Genomic DNA, 22,960 nt, shown 5'->3' on the forward strand with positions numbered 1-22,960 from the left:
GTCTTGGCAGTTGCGCGCCGACGGCGTGTGCGCGCGAGGCGAATGGCCACCTGCTGAAGGTCTGTGACAGGCTCGACGACTGTGCCGAGGATGACACCCGATGAGGTCGGAGCCGTCGATGCTGCGCATGTGTGGCATCCGTACAGCAAGATCAGTGGTCCCGACATAACCCAGCGGCCGCTGGTGGTGACCGGTGCGAGAGGCCCGAATATCACTGTGGTGCGCGACGGCCATCCCGTCGAGGTGCTCGACGGGATGAGCTCATGGTGGTCATGCATTCACGGCCACGGCCACCCCGAGCTGGACCGCGCGGTGATCGAGCAGGTGGCGTCGATGAGCCACGTGATGTTCGGCGGACTTACCCACGAGCCGGCGGCGCGGCTGGCGCAGCTGCTGGTGGAGCTGACCCCGCCCGGACTGGAAACGGTGTTCTTCTCCGACTCGGGATCCGTGTCGGTGGAAGTCGCGATCAAGATGGCCCTGCAGTACTGGCGCAGCCTGGGGTTACCTGCCAAGCATCGCCTGATGACCTGGCGGGGGGGCTATCACGGCGACACCTTCACTCCGATGAGTGTGTGCGACCCAGAGGGCGGCATGCACTCGCTATGGAATGACGTGCTGGCCAAACAGATCTTCGCCGAGCGGGTGCCCGGCGAGTACGACGACGAGTACACCCAGCGTTTTGAGGCGGAGTTGTCGGAGCATGCCGCCGAACTTGCGGCAGTCATCGTGGAACCGGTGGTTCAGGGCGCCGGAGGCATGCGATTTCACGATCCGCGCTATCTGGCGGAGCTGCGCGCCATGTGTGACAGGCACGGTGTGCTGCTGATCTTCGACGAGATCGCGACGGGCTTCGGGCGCACCGGTGAGCTGTTCGCTGCGAATCATGCCGATGTCAGCCCCGACATCATGTGCGTCGGCAAGGCGATGACCGGTGGTTATCTCACCTTGGCGGCCACACTGTGCACCGCCAAGATTGCGCGCACTATCAGTGACGGCGCCGCGGGCGCACTCATGCACGGTCCGACCTTCATGGCCAACCCGTTGGCATGTGCGGTGGCGGTCGCCTCGATCGAATTACTGCGATCCGGGGACTGGAAGTCGCGGGTCGCGGAGATCTCCAAGGGATTGCGGGAGGGCCTGGCGCCCGCCGTCGATCTCGACGGGGTTGCCGACGTGCGCGTGTGTGGCGCCATCGGCGTCATCGACATGGAGCACCCTTTGGGCGAGCAGGGCATGCGCGTCGCCACCGACTCGGCATTGGACGAGGGAGTGTGGCTGCGGCCGTTCCGAAACTTGATTTACACCATGCCGCCGTACATCTGCGATCAGGATGAGATCCACCGAATCACTCAGGCGATGGTCAGGGCGGCGACGGCGGTAGGAGCCGCTTCGGCGGTGCGTTAACCTGAACACCGTTCAGGAGAGGAGGCGCCGGTGTCTGATGATCTTCGCGCAAGCGGCTCATCGATGGTCGAGGCATCATCACCGCTTGCCTGGTTGGGTGAGGTCGAGCGTCAACGCGAAGCCGACGGACTGCGCCGCCGGCTCCGCACCCGCAGCGCCGCCGAGCCCGAGATCGATCTGGCGTCGAACGACTATCTGGGCCTCGCCTGCCACCCGCAGGTCATCGAAGCAGGCGTCGAGGCGCTGCGGGTCTGGGGTGCTGGATCCACCGGTTCCCGCCTGGTCACCGGCAACACCGAGCTTCATGAAGAACTGGAGCGCGAGCTCGCGATTTTCATGGGAGCGCCGTCGGCGCTGGTGTTCTCCTCGGGCTACACCGCCAATCTCGGAGCGGTTGTAGCACTTTCCGGTCCCGGAACCCTCATCGTCTCCGATGCGCGCACCCATGCCTCGCTGATCGACGCGTGCCGGCTGTCGCGGGCACGCGTGGTCGTGACCCCGTATCGCGATACCCACGCGGTGGCGGCGGCCCTGGCGCAACGTCCCGAGGAACGCGCACTCGTTCTCACCGATGCGGTCTTCAGTGCCGACGGTGCGCTCGCGCCATTGACCGAGCTGCACCGGGTCTGCCGTCGTCACGGCGCGGTGTTGTTGGTCGACGAGGCTCATGGGCTCGGCGTACGCGGAAACGGTGGCCGCGGTCTGGTCTCCGAGGTCGGTCTGGCCGGTCTCGACGATCTCGTCGTCACGGTCACTCTGTCCAAGGCCTTGGGCAGCCAGGGGGGAGCCGTGCTGGGGCCCGAGGCGGTCCGGGCGCACCTCATCGACGCCGCTCGGCCGTTCATCTTCGACACCGGGCTCGCTCCGGCAGCGGTCGGATCGGCGTTGGCGGCGCTACGTCTGATGACCGTCGAACCGGAACGAGTTCGCGCGGTACTCGACCACGCGGCCGCGCTAGGGCAGTGGTGTGGTCTGGCGGACAGGCCCGAGTCCGCGGTGGTGCCGGTGGTACTCGGCGACCCGACGATCGCGTTCAACGCCGCCAAAGCATGCCTGGAGCAAGGCGTACGGGTGGGCTGTTTCCGCCCGCCGTCGGTTCCCGAGGGGCAGTCACTGCTGCGCCTGACGGCCCGGGCCTCGCTCACCGAGGCCGATATGGATCGCGTGCGCGAGGTGCTCGCCGGAGTGCTGGCGCTGGCACGCCGGTGACGGTCCTCCTGATCACGGGAACATCGACCGGGGTGGGGAAGACGGTGGCAACGGCGGCGCTGGCTGCCGCGGCCGTGAGCCAAGGCATCGAGGTGACGGTGTGCAAACCGGTGCAAACCGGTGAGGACCGTGACGCCGACGAGGTTGCGCGCCTGGCGGGGGTGACGCGTGTGGAGACCTTGGCCCGCTATCCCGAGCCGCTGGCGCCGGTGTCGGCGGCGGCGCGGGCCGGTCTGCCCTTGCTCGACCATGTTCAGATGGCCACGACGATATTCGCCCTCGATCGGCCCGGGGCGTTAACACTGGTCGAGGGCGCAGGCGGCCTCCTGGTGGAGCTCGCCGCAGGGGGTAAGACTCTGCGTGATCTGGCGATTGTTCTCGACGCGCCGGTTCTGGTGGTGACGACGGCCGACCTGGGCACCCTGAATCACACCGCCCTGACGCTGGAAGCACTTGCGGCGCAGTCGGTTCCTTGCGCAGGCTTGGTGGTGGGAAGTTTCCCGGCAGAGCCGGACCTGCCGCAACGACTCAACCGTGAGGACCTGGCGAATCAGTTCAAGACGCCGGTGCGCGCGGTGATTCCGGAGCGGGCGGCCCGGCTGATGCCCGCGGTGTTCGCCGAGATGAGCGTGGCGCTCTTCGACCCTGGGTGGGTGGCTGAGCTGGTGGCCGCTAACTGATCGGGCTGGACTGGCGGGCTAACTGGCCGATGCCGTCCACAAGCAGGCGGACTCCGAAACCGAACTGAGCGGTGGGATCCATCAGCCCCGCGCCGCCGGCGAGGAATGACTGGCCGTCTTCCAGCGCACCGGCGGAGTCCCACTGCAGCCGCGACTGTTCGTCGGCAACGTAACCCAGTACGTAGTACGTGATGCTGCGAGCGGCGAGCCCAGCGGAGACCGGTTCCAGTCCCGCGGTGACGGCGGCAGCGGCAAGATGATCGAGCACCGTGACCATGTGAGATGTCTGTCCGGAGGCGAAGCTCGCCGACACCAGCTCGGCGCCGTCCTTGTGCGACAGCAGCGCATTACGCAGCGCGGTGCACAGAAACTCGATGCGCTGTTGCCACCCGGCGTCCTGGCGATCCGTTTCCGCCAGCGGTGCCAGCACGTGATCGGCGACCGCACCGAGGAGCTGCTGCTTGTTGGCGAAATGCCAGTACAGGGCGCTCGGTGCGATATCGAGCTCGCGGGCGAGCCGGCGCATTGTCAGATCCGCGATCCCATAGTCGTCGAGAATCGCGGTGGCCCGGCGCACCAGGTCGTGTCTGTTGAGCGGGGCGGAGCGCCCCTTGTTTGGCTCGGTGATGGCAATACTCTAACCTGAACACCGTTCAGGATTGGGACCGTCAGAGACAAGACCGTCAGAGACAAGACACTGTGAGGAGCGCTGCGTGACTCAGGCAGCCGAAGCAACCACCGCGGGCGACACGGATCGCGACGTACTGGCCATTGCCCGTGAGCAGGTGCTTGAGCAGGGCGTGGGTCTGACTCAGGACCAGGTGCTGCGGGTACTTCAGCTTCCCGATGACCGCCTGGAGGAGCTGCTCGCCCTCGCGCACGAGGTCCGGATGCAGTGGTGCGGACCCGAGGTTGAGGTCGAGGGCATCATCAGCCTCAAGACGGGCGGCTGCCCCGAAGACTGCCATTTCTGCTCGCAGTCCGGTCTGTTCGCTTCCCCGGTGCGCAGCGCCTGGCTCGATATCCCGAGCCTGGTCGAGGCCGCCAAGCAGACCGCGAAGTCCGGCGCCACCGAGTTCTGCATCGTGGCGGCCGTTCGCGGACCCGACGAGCGGCTTCTTGCCCAGGTTGCGGCCGGTATCGAGGCCATCCGCAACGAGGTCGACATTCAGATTGCCTGCTCACTGGGCATGCTTACGCAGGAGCAGGTCGACCGCCTCTCGGCCATGGGCGTGCACCGCTACAACCACAATCTGGAAACCGCCAAGTCGCACTTCCCGAATGTGGTGACCACGCACAGCTGGGAAGAGCGCTGGGACACTCTGAGGATGGTTCGCGAGGCGGGCATGGAGGTCTGCTGCGGCGGCATCCTCGGCATGGGCGAGACGCTGGAACAGCGCGCCGAATTCGCGGCCAACCTGGCCGAATTGGAACCCGATGAGGTTCCGCTGAATTTCCTGAACCCGCGCCCCGGAACGCCTTTCGGCGACCTCGAGGTGCTCCCGGCCGCGGACGCGCTGCGTGCCGTCGCGGCATTCCGCCTCGCGCTGCCGCGCACCATGCTGCGCTTCGCCGGCGGGCGTGAGATCACCCTGGGTGATCTGGGCGCCAAGCAGGGCATTCTGGGCGGTATCAATGCCGTCATCGTCGGCAACTACCTGACGACACTGGGCCGTCCGGCCGAGGCGGACCTGGAACTGCTCGTAGATCTGCAGATGCCGATCAAGGCACTCAACAGCAGCCTGTGACCAATAGCCTGTACGTGATGGGTACAGAACCGGTAGCCGCCGGTAAGTACAACGTGTACACCGGCGAGTCCATGGACGGGTCGACGGGACTGTTTGTGCCGACAGCGGCACAGCTGGGCTTGGAGCCTCCTCGGTTCTGTGCGGCATGCGGGCGGCGGATGATCGTGCAGGTGCGTCCGGACGGCTGGCGTGCGAAATGCTCGCGACACGGCGAGGCGGACTCCAAGCAGCTCGAGCAGCGATGAGCGCCAGCGAAGAGCCGTTGGCGCCGATGAGCGCCAGCGAAGAGCCGTTGGCGCCGATGAGCGCCAGCGAAGAGCCGTTGGCGCCGATGAGCGCCAGCGAAGAGCCGTTGGCGCCGATGAGCGCCGGCGAAGAGCATCGGGTTCCCGCGAGTGCCGCGTCATCCGTTCTGGAGCAGGTTGCTCCGCCACGTTTTTCGCATCGTCGCGCGGCCGCCATCGTGTTCGGCGGGCTTACTGCTGCCGGGGCTTTGGTCGGAGCGTTGTGGAGCGTCATCGCGCCCGGCGTGCACGGAGCCATCGCCGATACGCGCGATAACGGTCGGGTGTTCGTGCACCTGGGCGATCAGGCCGACAACTTCTTCATCGCCACCACCATGCTGATGGGGATGGCTACCGTGGTCGCGGTGGTCGCGTCTGTCGCAGCCTGGCAGTGGCGGACGCACCGCGGCCCGCTGATGGTGGGCGCGCTCACCTTCGGCGCCCTGGCGGGCTCGGCAGTGGCGGCGGGTGTTGGAGCCGCACTGGTCCGGTTGCGTTATGGCGTATTGGATGTCGCGGGGGCTCAGCTCGACGAAGGGCACCGCATCAAGTACGTCGTCGAGGCACCCGCGGTGTTCTATGGTCACACGCCGGCTCAGATCGCGGTCACGCTCGCGCTGGCACCGTGTCTGGCGGCGGTCGCCTACATGTTCTGTGTAGTCGCCTGCGCCCGTGACGATCTCGAGGCCTGGCCGCCGGTGAAGGCGCCGGTGTACCGGGCGCCCGCGACCGTCCCGCCCGTCGAAGGTGCTAATTCGACCGCCTAGAGTCGTCGTCCAGGCTCAGTGAGCGTGCCGACGCTCGCACGGAGTTGGTGACCGTCGGTGTATCCCAGACGACATCCCCGGCGCCGGGAATTGCGTCGATCATGGTCCTTTGCCATGAGGTGCGCCATCGCTCAGGGAAGCAGCGTTGGAGGGCGTCGAGCATGATCGGGACTGCGGTGGAGGCACCCGGGGAGGCGCCGAGTAACCCCGCGATGGTGCGATCGGCACTGATCACCAGCTCGGTGCCTTGCTGGAGGACTCCCACACGTCGGCGGTCGGGCGTAATGAGCTGCGCCCGTTGACCTGCGGGGACAAGCTCCCAATCATCGGGCCTGGCGGCGGGGTAGTACCGGCGCAGCTGCGAAAAGCGTTGTCGTGGAGTGGCGACCACCTGTGTGATCAGGTATCGGATCAGTGCACGGTTCTGGATGAGCGCCGCCGCGATCACGTGTACGTTGTGCCACCGCACCGTGGTGAAGAAGTCGACCCACCGACCGTGTTTGAGCAGCTTGGTGCTGAATGTCGCATACGGCCCGAACATGAGGTACGGCCGACCGCGAACCATGCGTTTGTCCAGGTGCGGTACGGACATGGGTGGCGCACCCACGGGCGCTTGCCCGTACACCTTGGTCGCGTGCTGATCAGCCACCGCAGAATCCCCGCACCGCAGGAAGGCGGCGCCGACGGGCAGGACAGCGTAACCACGCACCTCGGGAAGGCGTGCGCGTTGCAGGATCCGCAGTGCGTGTCCGCCGGCGCCGACGAACACATTGCGCGCTCGTATCGTGAAGTGGCCGTCGGGATTTGTCCCTCGTGTTACCCATGATCCGTCGCTGGTTCGGCTAAGCGCGCCCACCTCGTGGCGGAGGCGGACCTGGCCACCTCGATCGGTGATGATGCGCGTCAGCGCACGAGTGAGGGCGCCGAAATCGATATCGGTCCCGTCGGGGTGCAGGGTGGCGGCGACGGGCTCGCCGGGGGTGCGGCCGCGCATCACCAGCGGTGCCCAGCGTTCGATGGTGCCGGGAACATCGCTGAACTGCATTCCGGTGAACATCGGCTCTGCGGACAGCGTTTTGTATCGACGCCGTAGATAGTCGACGTCACGCTCGCCGAACACCACGTCCATGTGCGCCGCGGTGTGAATGAACGCATCGGGCGGTAGCAGCCCGTTGTCTGCGAGGTAGGACCACCACTGACGGCTGAGGTGGAACTGGCGGGCTATCGCGGCGGGCTTCGCGGCATCCCCGGGGTCGGGCATGTAGTTGAGCTCGCAGAACCCAGTGTGCCCGGTACCGGCATTGTTCCAGGGGTCGCTGCTCTCGGTGGCCACCGCATCGGCCCTCTCCAGCAGTACAATTCGCCACTTGGGTTCCAGGACCGACAGCATTGAGCCCAGGGTCGCGGACATGATGCCGCCCCCGATCAGCACCACGTCGGCATTGTCATGGGATGCGCCGGGCGCGCGTGAGGATGTGGTCATACCGTCCACCATCCGCCGCCAGTATTCATTCCGTCCAATGAATGATTGGGGGAGTAGCATCCGATAATGGATCAATGGACATCGCAGCTGGCTCCTCAACTGAGGGCCCTGGTGGAACTGTCCGCCCATGACGGACACATGACCCGGGCCGCGCTGGCGTTGGACATTCCACAGTCATCGATGAGTCGGCGAATCCACGCACTGCAAACGGCTCTGGGGATACCACTGCTCATTCACGACGGCAGAACGGTGCGGCTGACTCCTGAGGCGCGCCGTCTCGCTGCCTGCGCGCGTGGACCGCTCGGCGAGCTCGACCGCACTCTCGCCGAACTCACCGGTGACGCGGACCCCGAGCACGGCACGGTGCGTTTCGGATTCCCATTGACGATGGGATCGGGTCACATTCCTGATCTGCTTGCCGCCTTCCGGCATCGGCACCCGGGCATCCGGGTGCTCCTTAAGCAGGCGCACGGAACACAACTCAGCGCAGAGTTGATGACCGGGCATCTCGACCTTGCCGTCGTGATTCCCGCACCGGAGCGCCTGCATCACACCCCGATCGGTATCCAACAGATTCAGGTCGCGGTACCTGCGGGCCACCGGCTCGCCGCGGCAGCCGAACTATGTCTCGACCAGCTGGCCGACGAGACGTTCATCGCCAATCCGCCAAGCTACAACCTCCGGCAGCTCACCGAGACGTGGTGTCGTGAAGTCGGATACACCCCAAACATCGCCATCGAAGTCACCGAGTTCGGCACGATCCGTGAACTCATCAGCCGCGGCCTCGGCATTGCACTTCTGCCTCATGACGACCGCACTACGCCCGGTGTCTGCGAAATTCCGCTCGCAGGCCGAGGTCACCACCGTTCCATTGCTCTGGCGTGGGGCACCACCACCCGCGCGGCGCCCACCCGGCGCCTGAATGATTTCATGCTCCACCACTTCTCGCCGACCGCCGTCAACGGTGGCGAGACGCGCAACACCTAGTCGTGGCTGCCGCCGCCCGATTTCGAACTGCCGCCACCGGATGTGGAGGAGCTGCTCGCGGATCCCGAGGACTTGCTCGCCGAGTCGTGTGTCGAGGAGGTGCTCGGCGCCTTCGATCCGGAACTCTTGGATTCGGATGATTTGGTGTCCGAAACCTTGGTCCCCGCACTCTTTGTCGTGGTGTCGGACGGCCTGGTTTCTGCCGCTTTGGTATCGGACGTCTTACTGTCCGGATTCTTTGAACCCGACGTGGAAGCCCCGGTCTGTCCGGTGGTCGACTGCGAAATGGGACCGCGGACGATGCCTTGTGCACTGACCGTGCCGTGCTCGCTGGCGCTGGTTGTGGGAATCTTCGGTTTGACCGGTTGCGCCGGCCTGTCGGTCTGGTCTTTGGCCACCGCGGCGGCAAGCGACTTGTCTTCCTTCGTCGAATCCTTGCGATTTTCCGTGTCTTTCGCTTGCTTGGCGCCCGTGACCGCTTCGCCGGAAGCCCCCAACGTACCTGTCGCCGCACCGGTGGGTGCGGGATCTTTCGGAGAATCCTTGGGAGAGTCCTTGGCGCCTTCTGCCGCGGTCTCCTGGTGATCGGTCGTGGCCTTCTCGTTCGTTCCCTTTTCCTTATCGAAGGCGGCGGCTTTGTCTTTGACGGGCGTCGTGCTCTCGGCAGCTTCCCTAGGGCCCTGTACGTCAGGGCCCTGTACGTCCTTGGCCGCCCTGGTATCGACAGCGGTGCCCTTGATGGTGTCCTTCGCGGCATCACCAGTGGTTTCTTCTGCGGTGCTGGTCTTTTCGAGGCCTGTCAGCCTCTGATCGATTTTCGTCAGACCCAGCGCCTCCGCAAAATGTGCCTGTGCGTCCGTGAACGCCTTGGTGAAGGGTGCCAATGCCTCGTGAACGGAGGCGGGGGTCGTGCCGACGGCGTCCGCTGTCGCTTGCAGGGCCAAACCGGGAAGGGGCGGCAACGGCGGTAGGAAATAGCGTGCCTCTGCCCACGCGAAATTGATAACGGAGTTGACAATGTCACCGCCGAATCGCCCGAACGAGTTGACGATGTTGGAGAAGCTGGGGTCGTTGATGATCGGGTCGACGAGGTTATAGACAAAGCTGTTGGCGATGGGCCGAATGAGGTTGTCATAGACGATGCCGATCTGCGCGCTGACAAGTCCGCCGATGACAGGGACAAACCCGGCGCCCCACTGCGCGAGGTCCACGCCGTAATCCACCCAGTACTGGATGAACTGGTAGGCCTGGTCGATGCCGTTGGTGATGGAGTTTGCGACGGCCGGACCCGCGGCCGCCGCGGCGGGAGCACTGGACAGAGACGGCGCGGTGGAGGGCGCGAGAGGCTGGACGGCTGCCGTACGCGGCTGCACCGAGAGGCTGGGATCGGTGCGCGGCGCGAATGAGAGAGCGCCGATCGGCACGCTTGACCTCCCGGCGGCGGTCAACGGCAGCGGGGGCTGCAATGCGGCCAATGTGCTCAGCGCGGCCTTGTTGGCCTGCGGCGTGAATGCGAACGAGCTCAGACGAACTGAGGCGGATCGTACGTCGGGCAATGAGATGGCTTGCGGCGTGCGCGGAACCACCGTCGGCGCGACGACCAGGGCGGTCGCGGTGACAGCGGCCATGCCCGCCTTGAACAAGGGATTGGCGGTCCGGTCCATCTCACTCCTCTGTCGATTCGAAGCGACCCGGACGTCAGAGTACGGGGTGCTCACGCATGGTTGGGCCGCTCCGACGATGTGGTGTGATCCAGCAACGCGGCGATCGCTGTCTCCAATGCTGTTCTGGCGCTTTCCGATCCGGACCCTGGCTAATGCGCTAGGGGCGGACGAGTCCCTGGTAGTCGCGGATGGCGAAGGTGTCGTGGATATTCAGCGTGCGTGCCGCGACCAGCCGCGAGGCAAGGTGTGCCAGTGGCGGTGGCAAATGACCGAGGATTCGTGCGCCGTGAACAAGAGTCCATAGGCCCACGCGACTCTTGGGCACCAGGGTGTCCGATGCGGTGAGAGCCAGTTGGCGGCTGCGGCGCACGTAGTCGCCCAGGGCCGCTTCGCAGGCGGGGTAGGCGCGGGTGTGATCACCTGCGGCGGTCCAGATTTCCCCGGCGAGCACGTATGCCCCGACCACCGCCAGGCTTGTACTTCCGCCCACTGCCGGGCCGGGGCAGTATCCAGCGTCGCCGACGAGTGTTATCCGGCCCTTCGACCAGGTGTTCATCCGCAGCTGGGTGATGGAGTCCATGTAGAAGGCATCGGTCGCATCGACCTCCGCGAGCATGCGAGGGACCTCCCAGCCGAAGTCGGCGTAGGCGTCTCGCAACAGTTCCTTTTGCCGCGGTATGTCTCGGTGGTGGTAGTCAAGTGGTTCGGGAGGGCGAAAAAGGAAGAACGCCCGTGCATCCGAGAGCTGTGCGGCGCTGTAAATGCCCGCCATCCGGTCGACTTGAGGGAACATTAATGCGCGGTCGGCCAGATCGAGGTAGTTGGGTATCGATGCGACGGCGAGGTACTCGCCCAGCCAATGTGAATAGCCGGACTCGGGGCCGAACACCAGACCACGGACATTCGAGTGCAACCCGTCGGCGCCGATAACGAGGTCGAACCGGCGCTCCGGACCCTTCTCGAAGGTGACGCGCACCCCGGTGCCGTCTTCAGCGAGCGCCGTGATCGAGTCTCCGAAGATGTACTCCGCGGTGGGGGCGCTGGCGTCGTAGAGGATCTCACTGAGATCGTCACGCATGATCTCGACGTGGCGCTGTGACAACGCCGAGAAGATAAGCGCCTCGGGGAGGTCCACCAGACCGGGCTTACCCTCGCGGTGGATCGAGAGGAGGTCGGTGCTCACCTTGTGTGCCTCGATCCGGTCGAGAACGCCCATCTTCTCGACGATGTCCATCGCGGGCTTGAACAGGTCGACGGCATGGCCCCCCGATTTGCGCGGCGCCGGTGAACGTTCGGCCACTGTGACGTCAAATCCATACCGCGCGAGCCAATAGGCCAGCGTGGGGCCCGCGACGCTTGCCCCCGAAACGAGCACTCGCATGCCCCTATCCTTACTTAACGGTCGGTAAGTGATCGAGCATACTGCTTACCGGCCGGAAAGTCAGGGACTATTATCGGCCGATGGTCACCGAGGCGCCCGGCGCGGCGAACACCAGGGAGCGCATCCAGACGGTCGCACGAGAGCTCTTCGCCGAACATGGGTTGCGCAATACCAGCCTGCGGGACATCGCCGCCCAGCTGGAGATCACCAAGCCCGCTCTCTACTACCACTTTTCGTCGCGGGATGATCTGGTGCGCAGCATCGTGCAGCCGATGGTGGACGATCTGGAGGCGTTTCTGGCCACCCGCGGCGCGCGGGATACCCGCCAACTACTCGAGGATTACTTCGACGTGTTGTGGTCGCACCGTGTTGTCATGGGCATCATCGTGCGCGATCTGGCCACCATGGGGCAGCTCGAACTGGGTGAATGGATGATCGAATGGCGGCGCAAGCTGATCGCGTTGCTCGCGGGCGCGAAACCGTCAGGGGTGCAGATGATCCGGGCAACCGTGGCTCTTGGCGGCTTGTCGGACTGCACCATCGAATACGCGGACCGGTCGCATCGACAGGTCAAAAAGGCTGCGGTGGACGCCGCCGTCGCCGCGCTGAACAGCTGAGCCTCATTAGAGGGGACGGCCGCCCATAACCTTGGCGCTCAGCCAGCCGAGCTTGAGCAGGCCGAGGTAGGTCGAGGGCTTGAACGCCAGCGGCCAGCTCGTACGGCGCGGTGCCGCCGGCAGTGCCTCGCCGCTGAATCGTGCGCCCAGCCATGCCATCGACATCGGTGCGGACATGGGATGCAGCAGCAGGTGCTCGTTGAGCAGATCGCGGTGATAGGTGACGTGGGCGCCGCCGCCACGGTAATTATCGGCCAGTTCGTCGATACATGAGGTCGAAATGATCTGGTCGTGCACGGCCTGAACGATCAGGACGGGCGGCGTGGGGACCGTCTTGCCGAGTTTGATGCTGTCGAAGACATGCTGCACCTCGGGTGTCTCGAGGAGCTGGTCCAGTGGCTGGTCCACCAGATCGTCCATGTCCTTGAAGGCCATGGCGACGATGGCACGCAAGGTCGGCATGTCTTCGAGCCGTCCGAGAAATTCCTTGCCCTGGGGTGTCGCGTGCTCCTCGATGACGCGCTGAAGGCCGGGGTACACATGCGATAGAGCGGCGACCACGAGCCCGGGCAGAGCGGCAAACAGTCCGCCGTTGAGTCGGCGGAAGGTATGTCCCAGGTCGCCTACCGGAGACCCCAGCACCGCGCCGGCGATAGTGAGTTCGGGTGCGTAGTCCGCACTGATTTCCGCCGTCCACGCAGTGGCGAGGCCTCCGCCGGAGTATCCCCATAGCCCGATGGGTGCGTCTCGGGAGAGCCCGAGCCTCTCGCAGTTCAGGGCTGCCCGAAGTCCGTCGAGCGTGCGGTACCCGGGCTCCTCCGGGGCTCCCCAGATCCCGTCGACGCCTTCGTGATCCGGTATGGACACCGCCCAGCCCTGGGCGAGGAGCGCAGCGATCAGCAGCAGCTCGAGCTGCGCGAAGGAGCCGAGCGCATGTGCGCCCCGCCGCAAGGCGTATGAGGGAAAGCAGCGGTCGGTGACGGCGTCGATGGCGCATTGATACGACACGATCGGAATTGGTGCCGCCGGGTCGGTGCCGGCGGGAGTGAGAACCGTGGTGACCGCGGCACCCGCACGCCGATTGAGGTCATTGCTGCGGTACAGCAGCTGCGTCGCGGTAAATCGCTGGGGGATCACGCCCAGGAAGGCCGTTTCGACATCTCGGGTGCGCAGCACCGTGCCCGGTGCGGCGTGTTCGAATCCGTGTGGCGGGAGGTAGAACGGATCCTCGGTGGGGAGTAGCGGGCGGTCCCCGCGTTCGATCCTCTGATGACGCGGTTCGCCGATCCAGGTGATGTCATCGGATATCGCCAGGTCGTGGGGTGCCATGCCTGCGCTCCCTTCAAGGTCCCCGGCATTCATACCCTAAGGAGACTCTAAGAGACTAGTCGGGTCACCCGGGAGGGCGTAGCGCAGCAAACTCGTCGGTGACCCGGTACCGGTCATCGGTGAAGCGGTAGAGCGCGGCGGGGCGGCCCCCGCTGCGGCCTGACCGCACGGTGGTTCCGGTCGGGGTGAGCACTCCGCGCCGGACCAGCACACGTTGCAGGTTGGTGGCGTCGACGGGATATCCCAACGTTGCGCAGTAGATGTCCCGGAGCGTCGAGAGCGTGAATTGCTGTGGTGCCAAGGCAAACCCGATGTTTGTGTAGGACATCTTGGCGACCAGGCGGGTATGTGCGTGCGCGACCATCACGTGGTGATCGAAGGCCATCCCGGGCAGGTTGCTCACGCGATGCCACTGAGTATCGGCGGGAAGTTCGGGGGTGGCGGGAAAGGGGACCAGCCCAAGAAACGTCGAGGCGATGGTACGTGGGCCGGGCACGCGGTTCGGTGCGGAAAACACGGCCAACTGCTCAAGGTGGGCCAACTCACGCACGTCCACCTTCTCGGCGAGCTGCCGGCGGATGGAGGAAGGGAGGTCCTCGTCGGCGCGGACCTGGCCGCCGGGCAGGGCCCACGCGCCGTGGTGCGGTTCGAGTGCGCGCTGCCACAGCAATACGGCGAGCTCAGGAGCGCGGACAGGACCGCCGGTACCGGTAGTGGCGTTTTCGAAGTGACGTACTTGGAACACCACGGCTAACACCTCGTGCTCGGTGCTAGTATGGACCATGTTTTCGATCATAAGTCGAAAACCTCGGTTGGCCAAACGCAGCCCGAAGGCCGGCCGAGACCCGAGGGCGCGAGGAGGCGGCCATGACGGCAGCTGACGTGGTACTTGACGGCGTGATCGACGGCCCCGGTGGATACACCGGCGTGGAGGGCGATGCCCGCTGGGCCGAGCAGGTGCGCCGACTGGCCAAGCAGCGCGGCGCCACACTGCTCGCGCACAACTATCAGCGTCCGGAGATCCAGGACGTGGCGGACCATGTCGGCGACTCCTTGGCGCTCTCGCGCATCGCCGCAGAGGCGCCCGAGGACACCATCGTGTTCTGCGGTGTTCACTTCATGGCCGAGACGGCCAAGATCCTCAGCCCGGACAAGACGGTGCTCATCCCGGATCAGCGCGCCGGGTGCTCGCTGGCCGACTCCATCACCGCCGAGGACTTGCGGGAATGGAAGGCCGAATTTCCCGATGCCGTAGTGGTCTCGTACGTCAACACCACCGCCGCCGTGAAGGCGCTCACCGATATCTGCTGCACGTCGTCGAATGCTGTCGAGGTCGTCGCGTCGATCGACCCGGACCGCGAGGTGCTGTTTTGCCCGGACCAGTTCCTCGGCGCACACGTCAAGCGGGTGACGGGTCGTCAAAACCTGCAGGTCTGGGCGGGCGAATGCCACGTGCACGCCGGGATCAACGGTGACGAACTTGCCGGACAGGCGCGTTCACATCCGGACGCTGAGTTGTTCGTGCACCCGGAATGTGGTTGCGCGACATCGGCGCTGTACCTCGCCGGCGAGGGAGCCGTACCCGACGATCGGGTGAAGATTCTCTCGACGGGCGGAATGCTCGACGCGGCCCGCGAAACGCGCGCACGGGAGGTGCTGGTCGCCACTGAGGTCGGCATGCTGCACCAGCTGCGTAAGGCGGCGCCCGACGTGAACTTCCTGGCCGTCAATGATCGGGCCTCGTGCGCGTACATGAAGATGATTACCCCTGCGGCCATGCTGCGCTGCCTGGTGGAGGGCCGCGACGAGGTACACGTCGACGAGGAAACCGCGCAGCTCGCGCGACGAAGTGTGCAGCGGATGATCGAGATCGGACAGCCCGGCGGCGGAGAATGACACTGCCAGCGGGGACCACCTGGACTGCTGATGCAGATGTGGTTGTCGTCGGTGCGGGTGTAGCCGGATTGGCGGCTGCACTCGCGGCGCACCGCCGCGGCCGAAAGGTCATGGTGCTCAGCAAGGTCGGTGCTACTGCCACGCATTTCGCCCAGGGTGGTATCGCGGTCGTGCTGCCCGACACCGACGATTCGGTCCAGGCTCATGTCCGCGACACGCTGATTGCCGGGGGCGGTCTGTGTGATGTCGACGCGGTGCAGTCGATCGTGTCGGATGGTTACCGCGCGGTGCGCGATCTGGTGGCCGACGGCGCCCGATTCGACGAAACAGGCTCCGGACAATGGGCATTGACGCGCGAAGGCGGGCACAGTACCCGCCGGATCATCCATGCGGGCGGCGATGCGACCGGTGCGGAAGTGCAGCGATCGCTCGATCACGCCGCGGCGACACTAGATATCCGGCGGAGTCATGTCGTGCACAACGTCCTTGTCGGGCCCGACGGCGTGGGCGGTGTGGTGGTCGGGAACGGTGACGGCCTGGGCGTGATCCGCACCGGGGCCGTGGTTCTTGCCACCGGCGGTCTCGGGCATCTGTATTCGGCGACCACCAATCCGGAGGGGTCAACCGGAGACGGGATTGCACTGGCCTTGCGTGCGGGTGTGCCGGTGGCCGATATTGAGTTCATCCAGTTTCATCCGACCATGCTGCATGCCCCTCGGGCCAGCGGATGCCGACCGCTCATCAGCGAGGCAGTCCGCGGCGAGGGCGCCACACTTGTTGATGCGCAAGGGGATTCGGTGACTTCCGGGGTGCATCCCATGGGGGATCTGGCTCCGCGCGATGTCGTGGCCGGGGCGATAGCCCGCAGGCTCCGCGAGACCGGAGATCAGTGCGTCTATCTCGACGCACGCACGATCGATAACTTCGCCGGCCGGTTCCCCACCATCACGGCCGCGTGTGTGGCGGCGGGTATCGATCCGAGAACCCAGCTCATCCCGGTGGTGCCGGGGGCGCATTACAGCTGTGGCGGTGTCGTCACCGATGCCTACGGCCACACGGAAGTCACCGGATTGTTCGCCGCAGGAGAGGTCGCGCGCACCGGTATGCACGGAGCGAACCGGCTGGCCTCCAATAGCTTGTTGGAAGGTCTCGTAGTAGGTAGGCGTGCGGGGGAGGCCGCCGCACAGGTGGCCGATCGCCCGGCCGTTGCCGGGGAGCATCCTGATGCGCAACCGCGTCTCGACCGTCGGCGACTTCAGGCGGCGATGAGCCGTTGGGCGTCGGTACTGCGCGATGCCGAGGGGCTCACCAAGCTTGATGACGAATTGCGTTCGTGCGCCGCGGTGCCGACGTCGACGGCGCTCGAGGTGGAGGACGCCGCGCTCACCCTCACCGCCACTGCAGTGGTCGCCGCGGCCTCGGCGCGTACCGAATCCCGTGGCTGTCATGCCCGCTCGGATTGGCCCAGTACGGATCCCAATTTCGCCATCAGTCTTCCGGTGCGCCGCGACGCCGACGGATGCGAGGTTGCGCTACCGTCTGGGGTGCCATGTTGACCGGGACACTGACGGAAACCGAACTCGCCGAGGCACGTTCGGTGGTCCAGCGCGCTCTCGAAGAAGACCTGCGCTATGGACCCGATGTCACGAGTCAGGCCACCGTGCCCGCCGACGCCGAATGCACCGCATCGATGGTGACGCGTTCCGGCGGTGTGATCGCCGGGGTTGATATCGCTCTCATCGTTCTCGACGCGGTGGTGGGCGCGGGGAATTACCGCGTGGAGGATCGCCTCACCGACGGTACTCGGGTGGGCACCGGAACGGCGCTGCTCACGGTCACCGCTCCCACACGTGACCTGCTGACCGCCGAGCGGACCATGCTGAACCTGGTGTGTCATCTCTCGGGTATCGCGACCACGACTGCCGCCTGGGTGGACGCGGTCGACGGTACTAGCGCGCAGATCCGCGACACCCGCAAAACCCTTCCGGGACTGCGGCTCCTACAGAAGTACGCGGTTCGTGCCGGAGGCGGCGTAAACCACCGCCTCGGCCTCGGTGATGCCGCACTTATCAAAGATAATCACGTGGTGGCCGCCGGTTCGGTGGTGGCTGCGCTGCGCGCGGTCCGCGCGGCGGCACCGAACATCGAGTGTGAGGTCGAGGTCGACTCGCTCGAACAGCTCGACGAGGTTATGGCCGAGGGTGCCGAGCTCGTACTTCTGGACAACTTCCCCGTCTGGCAGACCCAGGTGGCCGTGCAGCGTCGCGATGCTCAGGCACCGCGGCTCAAGTTGGAGTCCTCCGGGGGACTTGCGCTGGAAACGGCTGGGGTGTACGCCAAGACAGGCGTCGACTACCTTGCGGTCGGGGCACTGACGCATTCCGCCCGGGTCCTCGACATCGGTTTGGATATGTAGGCCAGACCGTGCTGCTGCGCGTACACCCCCGGACCAGACCATCGACGCCGGGGCATCCACCACGGGCGCTATTTTGCGATATCGGCGACGAAGACCCCGGCGCGCTTGTTGAGCTGGCGGGTCGAGCGGGTCAGTGCCGGATCTCCCTGGCCCTGCTCGATGATGCGCGGGTTGATCACATGGATCTGCTTGCCACGGAAGAGTGTGATGTCGGCGCCGCCGGCCGCAATCACGTTCTTGGTCCAGTTGGTCTTACCGTGAATCAGCCCGATGGAGACCGAATTACCTTTGCGAAATGCGTTCACGGTGGTTTCATACTTGGTGCCTGAGGTGCGGCCGAAGTGCGTCACGGTAGCGAATGATGGCAGAAAGCGCGCGATAGGAGCCATGAGCGGGTTCATGAATTTGATCTGCGCTCGCTCAAGCCACTCGGGCATGAGCATGGGCACGCCGGGCTGATTGTTTGCTGACATCGATGATCCGATCGTTGTGGGCCGGTGCGGTCTTTCTGCGGATGAGTGTAGTTAGACGTGCGTCACACACAACCGGTGACTGCCCGGTAAATAGTGTTGAGCAGCTCTGGGACAATGGCTTATGTGACTGACGGATCCACCCCATCAGATGCTCTTCGCGCAAGCGGCTCATCGCTGCTTCGCCGTATCGACATGCGTGGTGCGAGCCTGTCCCCGTCTCATCTGCGCTCCGCCCTCCCTCGCGGCGGGACGGACGTCGACGCCGTGCTGCCGACGGTGCGGCCCGTCGTAGAGGCGGTCCGGGACCGCGGCGCCGAGGCGGCATTGGAATTCTGCGCACAGTTCGATGGCGTTCGCCCCGAGACCGTCCGCGTTCCGGCGGCCGAGCGGGAGCGTGCCCTCGCCGAGTTGGACCCCGCGGTGCGCGACGCGCTGGAGGTGGCCATCCTGCGAGCGCGCGCGGTGCACGCCGATCAGCGCCGCCAGGACACGGTGACCACCGTCGCGGATGGCGCCACCGTCACCGAGCGTTGGGTGCCTGTCGAGCGCGTCGGCTTGTACGTTCCGGGCGGTAACGCCGTGTACCCGTCGAGCGTGGTGATGAATGTCGTCCCGGCACAGACGGCCGGGGTGGGATCGCTCGTCATCGCGTCGCCGCCGCAGGCCCAGTTCGGCGGGCTGCCGCACCCGACGATTCTCGCGGCGGCACAGCTGCTCGGCGTCGAGGAGATCTGGGCGGTCGGCGGGGCGCAGGGTGTCGCGCTGCTGGCGCACGGTGGTACCGATACCGACGGCGCCGATCTCGCATCGGTCGACATGATCACCGGGCCCGGCAATATCTACGTGACCGCGGCCAAGCGGTTGTGCCGATCGCTGGTGGGCATCGATGCGGAGGCCGGTCCTACGGAAATCGCCGTCCTCGCCGATGAGACCGCCGATCCGGTACATGTGGCTGCCGACCTGATTAGCCAGGCCGAACATGACGTGCTGGCGGCGAGCGTGCTCGTCACCACGAGTGAGAAGCTGGCCGACGCGGTGGTGAAAGAGACTGCCGCACAGCTGGAGACCACGGTGCATGCGGAACGTGTCACTGCCGCGCTGACCGGTGCTCAATCCGGAATCGTCCTCGTCGACGACATCAGTGCGGGAGTCAAGGTCGTGAATGCCTATGCGGCCGAGCACTTAGAAATTCAGACGGTCGATCCGGTGCCGGTGGCCGCGCGTATACGCAATGCCGGCGCGATCTTCCTGGGGCCGTGGTCGCCGGTCAGCCTCGGCGACTACTGCGCCGGATCCAATCATGTATTGCCCACCGCCGGATGTGCACGGCATTCCAGCGGGCTGTCCGTGCAGACCTTCCTGCGCGGTATCCACATCGTGGATTACACCGAGGCCGCTCTCAAAGAGGTGTCCGGGCACGTGATCACGCTCGCCAACGCCGAGAATCTGCCCGCGCACGGTGAGGCGGTCCGGCGCAGGTTCGAGCGATCATGAGCGGTTTGATCGGTGGCGCGGCCCGACTGGAGGACCTGCCGCTGCGGGATAGCCTGCGCGGCAAGAGTCCTTATGGCGCACCGCAATTGACCGTGCCGGTGCGGCTGAACACCAACGAGAACCCGCATGAGCCGTCTGCCGGTCTCATCGACGATGTGTCGGCCTCTGTCCGACGGGTGGCCGCGGAACTGCACCGCTATCCGGACCGGGATGCGGTGGCTTTGCGTACCGATCTGGCGGCATATCTGACGGAGCAGACCGGAGTGCCCGTGGGCGCCGAGAATGTATGGGCGGCAAACGGTTCCAACGAGATACTGCAGCAACTGCTGCAGGCTTTCGGTGGGCCGGGCCGCACCGCGTTAGGGTTCACGCCGTCCTACTCGATGCACCCGATCATTTCCGACGGAACGCAGACCGAATGGTTGCAGGCCCAGCGTTCGCAGGATTTCTCGCTGGATATCCGCAGGGCGGTCGCGGCGATCCGGGAGCGTCAGCCCGATGTGGTCTTCGTGACGAGTCCCAACAATCCGACGGGGCAGTCTGTTTCGCTGGAGGACCTGCGTCAGATCCTTGACGAGGCTCCGGGAGTAGTGATCCTGGATGAGGCATATGGCGAATTCTCGCCGGCTGCCAGTGGAATCACTCTCGTGGACGAGTACCCGACCAAGCTGATAGTGAGCCGCACCATGAGCAAGGCGTTCGCCTTTGCGGGCGGGCGGCTGGGATACCTGGTGGCGGCACCGGCGGTTATCGACGCATTGCTCTTGGTGCGACTGCCGTATCACCTGTCGGTGCTCACTCAGGCTGCCGCTCGCGCGGCGGTGAAACACCGCGCCGAGACCCTCGGCAGCGTCGCGGCGTTGGTCGCCGAGCGCATCCGGGTGTCGGAGGCATTGTCGGCCAGTGGATTCCGTGTGATCCCCAGCGACGCGAACTTCGTGCTGTTCGGCAGGTTTGTCGATTCGGCGGCGAGCTGGCAGCGCTATCTCGATGCGGGTGTTCTCATCCGGGATGTGGGCATTCCGGGCTATTTGCGCGTCACCGTCGGGTTGGCGAGCGAGAATGACGTGTTCTTGAAGGTCAGCGACACACTGGCTGGGACGGACCTAGAGAAAGGTGCGGGCTCATGACAGCATCCGCGTGGAACCGGCTGGCACGAGTGGCACGGGCGACTCGTGAGTCGGACATTGTGGTGGAACTGAATCTGGATGGCACCGGTCAGGCGCACATCGATACCGGGGTGCCGTTCTTCGACCACATGCTCACCGCCTTAGGGACGCACGCCAGTTTCGATCTGACGATCACCGCCAAGGGGGACACCGAGATCGAGGCGCACCACACCGTGGAGGACACCGCCATCACTCTCGGGCAGGCGCTTGCGGAGGCGCTGGGGGACAAGAAGGGAATCCGCAGGTTCGGGGATGCCTTCATCCCGATGGACGAGACCCTGGCCCACGCCGCGGTGGACGTCTCGGGCCGACCGTACTGCGTGCACACCGGCGAGCCGGACCACCTGCTGCACACCACGATCGCGGGCTCGTCGGTTCCGTACCACACCGTCATCAATGCGCACGTGTTCGAGTCGCTGGCGCTCAACGCGCGGATCGCGCTGCATGTGCGCACCCTGTACGGTCGCGACCCGCACCACGTTACCGAGGCCCAGTACAAGGCCGTGGCCAGAGCGCTGCGCCAGGCGGTCGAGCCCGATCCGCGGGTCACCGGCGTGCCGTCGACCAAGGGCAGCCTGTGACCGGTGCTGGGCCCAAAGTCGTTGTCCTCGACTACGGTTCGGGCAATCTCAGATCCGCACAGCGCGCACTGGAAAGAGTCGGTGCCGACGTCACGGTGACCGCCGACGCCAACACGGCACTCAATGCCGACGGTCTGGTCGTCCCCGGCGTTGGCGCCTTCGCGGCGTGTATGGAGGGGCTGCGCGGCATCGACGGCGAACGCATTATCGACGTTCGGCTGTCCGGCGGCCGCCCGGTACTGGGCATCTGTGTCGGCATGCAGATCCTGTTCGGTCACGGCATTGAATTCGGTGTCGATACCGAGGGATGCGGCCAGTGGCCTGGAGTGGTCAGCCGTCTGGACGCACCGGTGATCCCGCATATGGGCTGGAACACCGTTGATGCGGCGACGGGGTCGGACCTGTTCGCCGGTCTGGACGCCGATGCCCGCTTTTATTTCGTGCACTCCTACGCGGTGCAGAAATGGGAGCTGGAAACACCCGTCGAGTCGCCCATCGCGAAGCCGCTGGTGACATGGGCGACCCATCACGTGCCGTTTATCGCGGCGGTGGAGAATGGGCCACTTGCTGCCACACAGTTCCATCCGGAGAAGAGTGGCGACGCGGGGGCCGTGTTGTTGAGCAATTGGGTGAAGGGAATCTCTTGAGTCTCGTTCTATTACCGGCGGTCGATGTCGCCAATGGCCAGGCCGTGCGCCTCGTGCAGGGCAAGGCAGGCAGCGAAACCACCTACGGCTCACCGCGTGACGCGGCGCTGGCGTGGCAGAACGATGGTGCCGAGTGGGTGCACCTGGTGGACCTGGATGCCGCCTTCGGACGCGGATCCAACCGCGAGCTGCTGGCACAGGTGGTCGGCGAGCTCGATGTGAAAGTGGAGCTCTCCGGTGGCATCCGGGACGACGAATCGTTGACGGCGGCGCTCGCAACCGGCTGCGCCCGAGTTAATCTGGGCACTGCCGCGCTGGAGGACCCCGAATGGTGTGCCTCGGCCATCGCCCGGCATGGCGAACGGGTCGCGGTGGGGCTCGACGTCCAAATTGTGGACGGCGAACACCGGTTACGCGGCCGTGGCTGGGTCAGCGACGGCGGCGACCTCTGGGAGGTGCTGGAACGTCTGCGCTCACAGGGGTGTTCGCGCTACGTGGTTACCGATGTCACGAAGGACGGCACCCTCACCGGACCGAACCTCGAACTGTTGGCACAGGTCGCGGGTGTGGCGAACGCGCCCGTCATCGCCTCGGGCGGGGTTTCGAGCCTTGATGACCTGCGCGCCATCGCAGAACTGACCGGGGCCGGTATCGAGGGCGCGATCGTCGGAAAGGCCCTCTACGCGGGCCGTTTCACCCTGCCCGACGCGTTGACTGCCGTTTCCTGA

General features: G+C 65.6%; 23 protein-coding genes. 16 read left to right on the forward strand and 7 right to left on the reverse strand.

The annotated features are described in order from the left end of the window. Window positions 1-90: 90 nt before the first annotated feature. The 3 genes from AC5Y5C_RS08940 to bioD all read left to right on the forward strand — a co-directional run bounded on the left by AC5Y5C_RS08940 (window position 91) and on the right by bioD (window position 3,296). Window positions 91-1,407 (forward strand): adenosylmethionine--8-amino-7-oxononanoate transaminase, encoded by a 1,317-nt coding sequence (locus AC5Y5C_RS08940; protein ID WP_499971065.1) that lies wholly within the window; start codon window positions 91-93, stop codon window positions 1,405-1,407. 63 nt (window positions 1,408-1,470) lie between these two features. Then, entirely contained in the window at window positions 1,471-2,616 is a 1,146-nt protein-coding gene (locus tag AC5Y5C_RS08945; RefSeq protein ID WP_499971817.1) for an 8-amino-7-oxononanoate synthase, read from the forward strand. Further along, window positions 2,613-3,296, forward strand: coding sequence for a dethiobiotin synthase (gene bioD / locus AC5Y5C_RS08950; RefSeq protein ID WP_499971066.1), 684 nt, complete (start codon window positions 2,613-2,615; stop codon window positions 3,294-3,296). The genes AC5Y5C_RS08945 and bioD overlap by 4 nt, the downstream gene beginning before the upstream one ends. On the opposite strand, the gene AC5Y5C_RS08955 is transcribed toward bioD, so the two are convergent. After that, on the reverse strand, window positions 3,289-3,930 hold the full coding sequence (locus AC5Y5C_RS08955; RefSeq protein WP_499971819.1) for a TetR family transcriptional regulator: 642 nt from the start codon (window positions 3,928-3,930) through the stop codon (window positions 3,289-3,291). The genes bioD and AC5Y5C_RS08955 overlap by 8 nt on opposite strands. A 79-nt stretch (window positions 3,931-4,009) precedes the next feature. Here AC5Y5C_RS08955 and bioB point away from each other — a divergent pair, with 79 nt between their 5' ends. From bioB to AC5Y5C_RS08970, 3 genes are read left to right on the forward strand one after another with little or no spacing between them, the layout of a single operon-like run. Next, window positions 4,010-5,044: a biotin synthase BioB gene (gene bioB / locus AC5Y5C_RS08960; protein ID WP_078288089.1), complete on the forward strand. Its 1,035-nt coding sequence runs from the start codon at window positions 4,010-4,012 to the stop codon at window positions 5,042-5,044. A gap of 17 nt (window positions 5,045-5,061) precedes the next feature. Continuing rightward, window positions 5,062-5,289 carry a biotin synthase auxiliary protein BsaP gene (gene bsaP / locus AC5Y5C_RS08965; protein WP_499971068.1) on the forward strand — a complete coding sequence of 76 codons (228 nt, stop codon included), beginning with the start codon at window positions 5,062-5,064 and terminating at the stop codon, window positions 5,287-5,289. Between the two features lie 26 nt (window positions 5,290-5,315). Continuing rightward, window positions 5,316-6,095: a DUF2567 domain-containing protein gene (locus AC5Y5C_RS08970; protein WP_499971821.1), complete on the forward strand. Its 780-nt coding sequence runs from the start codon at window positions 5,316-5,318 to the stop codon at window positions 6,093-6,095. On the opposite strand, the gene AC5Y5C_RS08975 is transcribed toward AC5Y5C_RS08970, so the two are convergent. Next, window positions 6,079-7,578: a malate:quinone oxidoreductase gene (locus tag AC5Y5C_RS08975; protein ID WP_499971070.1), complete on the reverse strand. Its 1,500-nt coding sequence runs from the start codon at window positions 7,576-7,578 to the stop codon at window positions 6,079-6,081. The genes AC5Y5C_RS08970 and AC5Y5C_RS08975 overlap by 17 nt on opposite strands. Before the next feature lie 66 nt (window positions 7,579-7,644). On the opposite strand from AC5Y5C_RS08975, the gene AC5Y5C_RS08980 reads away from it, so the two are divergent. Then, complete coding sequence (locus AC5Y5C_RS08980) at window positions 7,645-8,565, forward strand: LysR family transcriptional regulator (protein WP_499971072.1); 921 nt, start codon at window positions 7,645-7,647, stop codon at window positions 8,563-8,565. On the opposite strand, the gene AC5Y5C_RS08985 is transcribed toward AC5Y5C_RS08980, so the two are convergent. Then, on the reverse strand, window positions 8,562-10,229 hold the full coding sequence (locus AC5Y5C_RS08985; protein ID WP_499971074.1) for a hypothetical protein: 1,668 nt from the start codon (window positions 10,227-10,229) through the stop codon (window positions 8,562-8,564). The genes AC5Y5C_RS08980 and AC5Y5C_RS08985 overlap by 4 nt on opposite strands. A 157-nt stretch (window positions 10,230-10,386) precedes the next feature. After that, window positions 10,387-11,610 carry an FAD-dependent monooxygenase gene (locus AC5Y5C_RS08990; protein WP_499971075.1) on the reverse strand — a complete coding sequence of 408 codons (1,224 nt, stop codon included), beginning with the start codon at window positions 11,608-11,610 and terminating at the stop codon, window positions 10,387-10,389. 80 nt (window positions 11,611-11,690) lie between these two features. On the opposite strand from AC5Y5C_RS08990, the gene AC5Y5C_RS08995 reads away from it, so the two are divergent. After that, entirely contained in the window at window positions 11,691-12,227 is a 537-nt protein-coding gene (locus tag AC5Y5C_RS08995) for a TetR/AcrR family transcriptional regulator (RefSeq protein ID WP_499971077.1), read from the forward strand. A 6-nt stretch (window positions 12,228-12,233) separates the two neighbouring features. Here AC5Y5C_RS08995 and AC5Y5C_RS09000 read toward each other — a convergent pair whose 3' ends face one another. Beyond that, a complete protein-coding gene (locus AC5Y5C_RS09000) occupies window positions 12,234-13,556 on the reverse strand; it encodes a lipase family protein (protein ID WP_499971079.1) in 1,323 nt (440 codons plus the stop codon). Between the two features lie 64 nt (window positions 13,557-13,620). Continuing rightward, window positions 13,621-14,340 (reverse strand): NUDIX hydrolase, encoded by a 720-nt coding sequence (locus AC5Y5C_RS09005; protein WP_499971080.1) that lies wholly within the window; start codon window positions 14,338-14,340, stop codon window positions 13,621-13,623. Window positions 14,341-14,423: 83 nt separating this feature from the next. Here AC5Y5C_RS09005 and nadA point away from each other — a divergent pair, with 83 nt between their 5' ends. From nadA to nadC, 3 genes are read left to right on the forward strand one after another with little or no spacing between them, the layout of a single operon-like run. Then, window positions 14,424-15,452 (forward strand): quinolinate synthase NadA, encoded by a 1,029-nt coding sequence (gene nadA / locus AC5Y5C_RS09010; RefSeq protein WP_499971081.1) that lies wholly within the window; start codon window positions 14,424-14,426, stop codon window positions 15,450-15,452. Further along, entirely contained in the window at window positions 15,449-17,008 is a 1,560-nt protein-coding gene (locus AC5Y5C_RS09015; protein WP_499971083.1) for an L-aspartate oxidase, read from the forward strand. Before nadA ends, AC5Y5C_RS09015 begins: the two co-directional genes overlap by 4 nt. Continuing rightward, the gene (gene nadC, locus AC5Y5C_RS09020) at window positions 17,002-17,868 is read left to right on the forward strand and encodes a carboxylating nicotinate-nucleotide diphosphorylase (RefSeq protein WP_499971085.1); all 867 of its coding nucleotides are present in this window, start codon (window positions 17,002-17,004) and stop codon (window positions 17,866-17,868) included. The genes AC5Y5C_RS09015 and nadC overlap by 7 nt, the downstream gene beginning before the upstream one ends. Before the next feature lie 68 nt (window positions 17,869-17,936). Here nadC and AC5Y5C_RS09025 read toward each other — a convergent pair whose 3' ends face one another. After that, on the reverse strand, window positions 17,937-18,311 hold the full coding sequence (locus tag AC5Y5C_RS09025) for a nitroreductase family deazaflavin-dependent oxidoreductase (protein WP_499971823.1): 375 nt from the start codon (window positions 18,309-18,311) through the stop codon (window positions 17,937-17,939). 204 nt (window positions 18,312-18,515) lie between these two features. On the opposite strand from AC5Y5C_RS09025, the gene hisD reads away from it, so the two are divergent. From hisD to priA, 5 genes are read left to right on the forward strand one after another with little or no spacing between them, the layout of a single operon-like run. Continuing rightward, the gene (hisD, locus tag AC5Y5C_RS09030) at window positions 18,516-19,835 is read left to right on the forward strand and encodes a histidinol dehydrogenase (protein ID WP_499971825.1); all 1,320 of its coding nucleotides are present in this window, start codon (window positions 18,516-18,518) and stop codon (window positions 19,833-19,835) included. After that, window positions 19,832-20,965, forward strand: a complete 1,134-nt coding sequence (locus tag AC5Y5C_RS09035; protein WP_499971087.1) for a histidinol-phosphate transaminase — start codon at window positions 19,832-19,834, stop codon at window positions 20,963-20,965. Before hisD ends, AC5Y5C_RS09035 begins: the two co-directional genes overlap by 4 nt. Further along, window positions 20,962-21,585 (forward strand): imidazoleglycerol-phosphate dehydratase HisB, encoded by a 624-nt coding sequence (gene hisB / locus AC5Y5C_RS09040; RefSeq protein WP_499971089.1) that lies wholly within the window; start codon window positions 20,962-20,964, stop codon window positions 21,583-21,585. The genes AC5Y5C_RS09035 and hisB overlap by 4 nt, the downstream gene beginning before the upstream one ends. Further along, window positions 21,582-22,232 (forward strand): imidazole glycerol phosphate synthase subunit HisH, encoded by a 651-nt coding sequence (gene hisH, locus AC5Y5C_RS09045; RefSeq protein ID WP_499971091.1) that lies wholly within the window; start codon window positions 21,582-21,584, stop codon window positions 22,230-22,232. The genes hisB and hisH overlap by 4 nt, the downstream gene beginning before the upstream one ends. Next, window positions 22,229-22,960, forward strand: coding sequence for a bifunctional 1-(5-phosphoribosyl)-5-((5-phosphoribosylamino)methylideneamino)imidazole-4-carboxamide isomerase/phosphoribosylanthranilate isomerase PriA (priA, locus tag AC5Y5C_RS09050; RefSeq protein ID WP_499971092.1), 732 nt, complete (start codon window positions 22,229-22,231; stop codon window positions 22,958-22,960). Before hisH ends, priA begins: the two co-directional genes overlap by 4 nt.

Source organism: Mycobacterium sp. NGS15 (assembly GCF_059813245.1).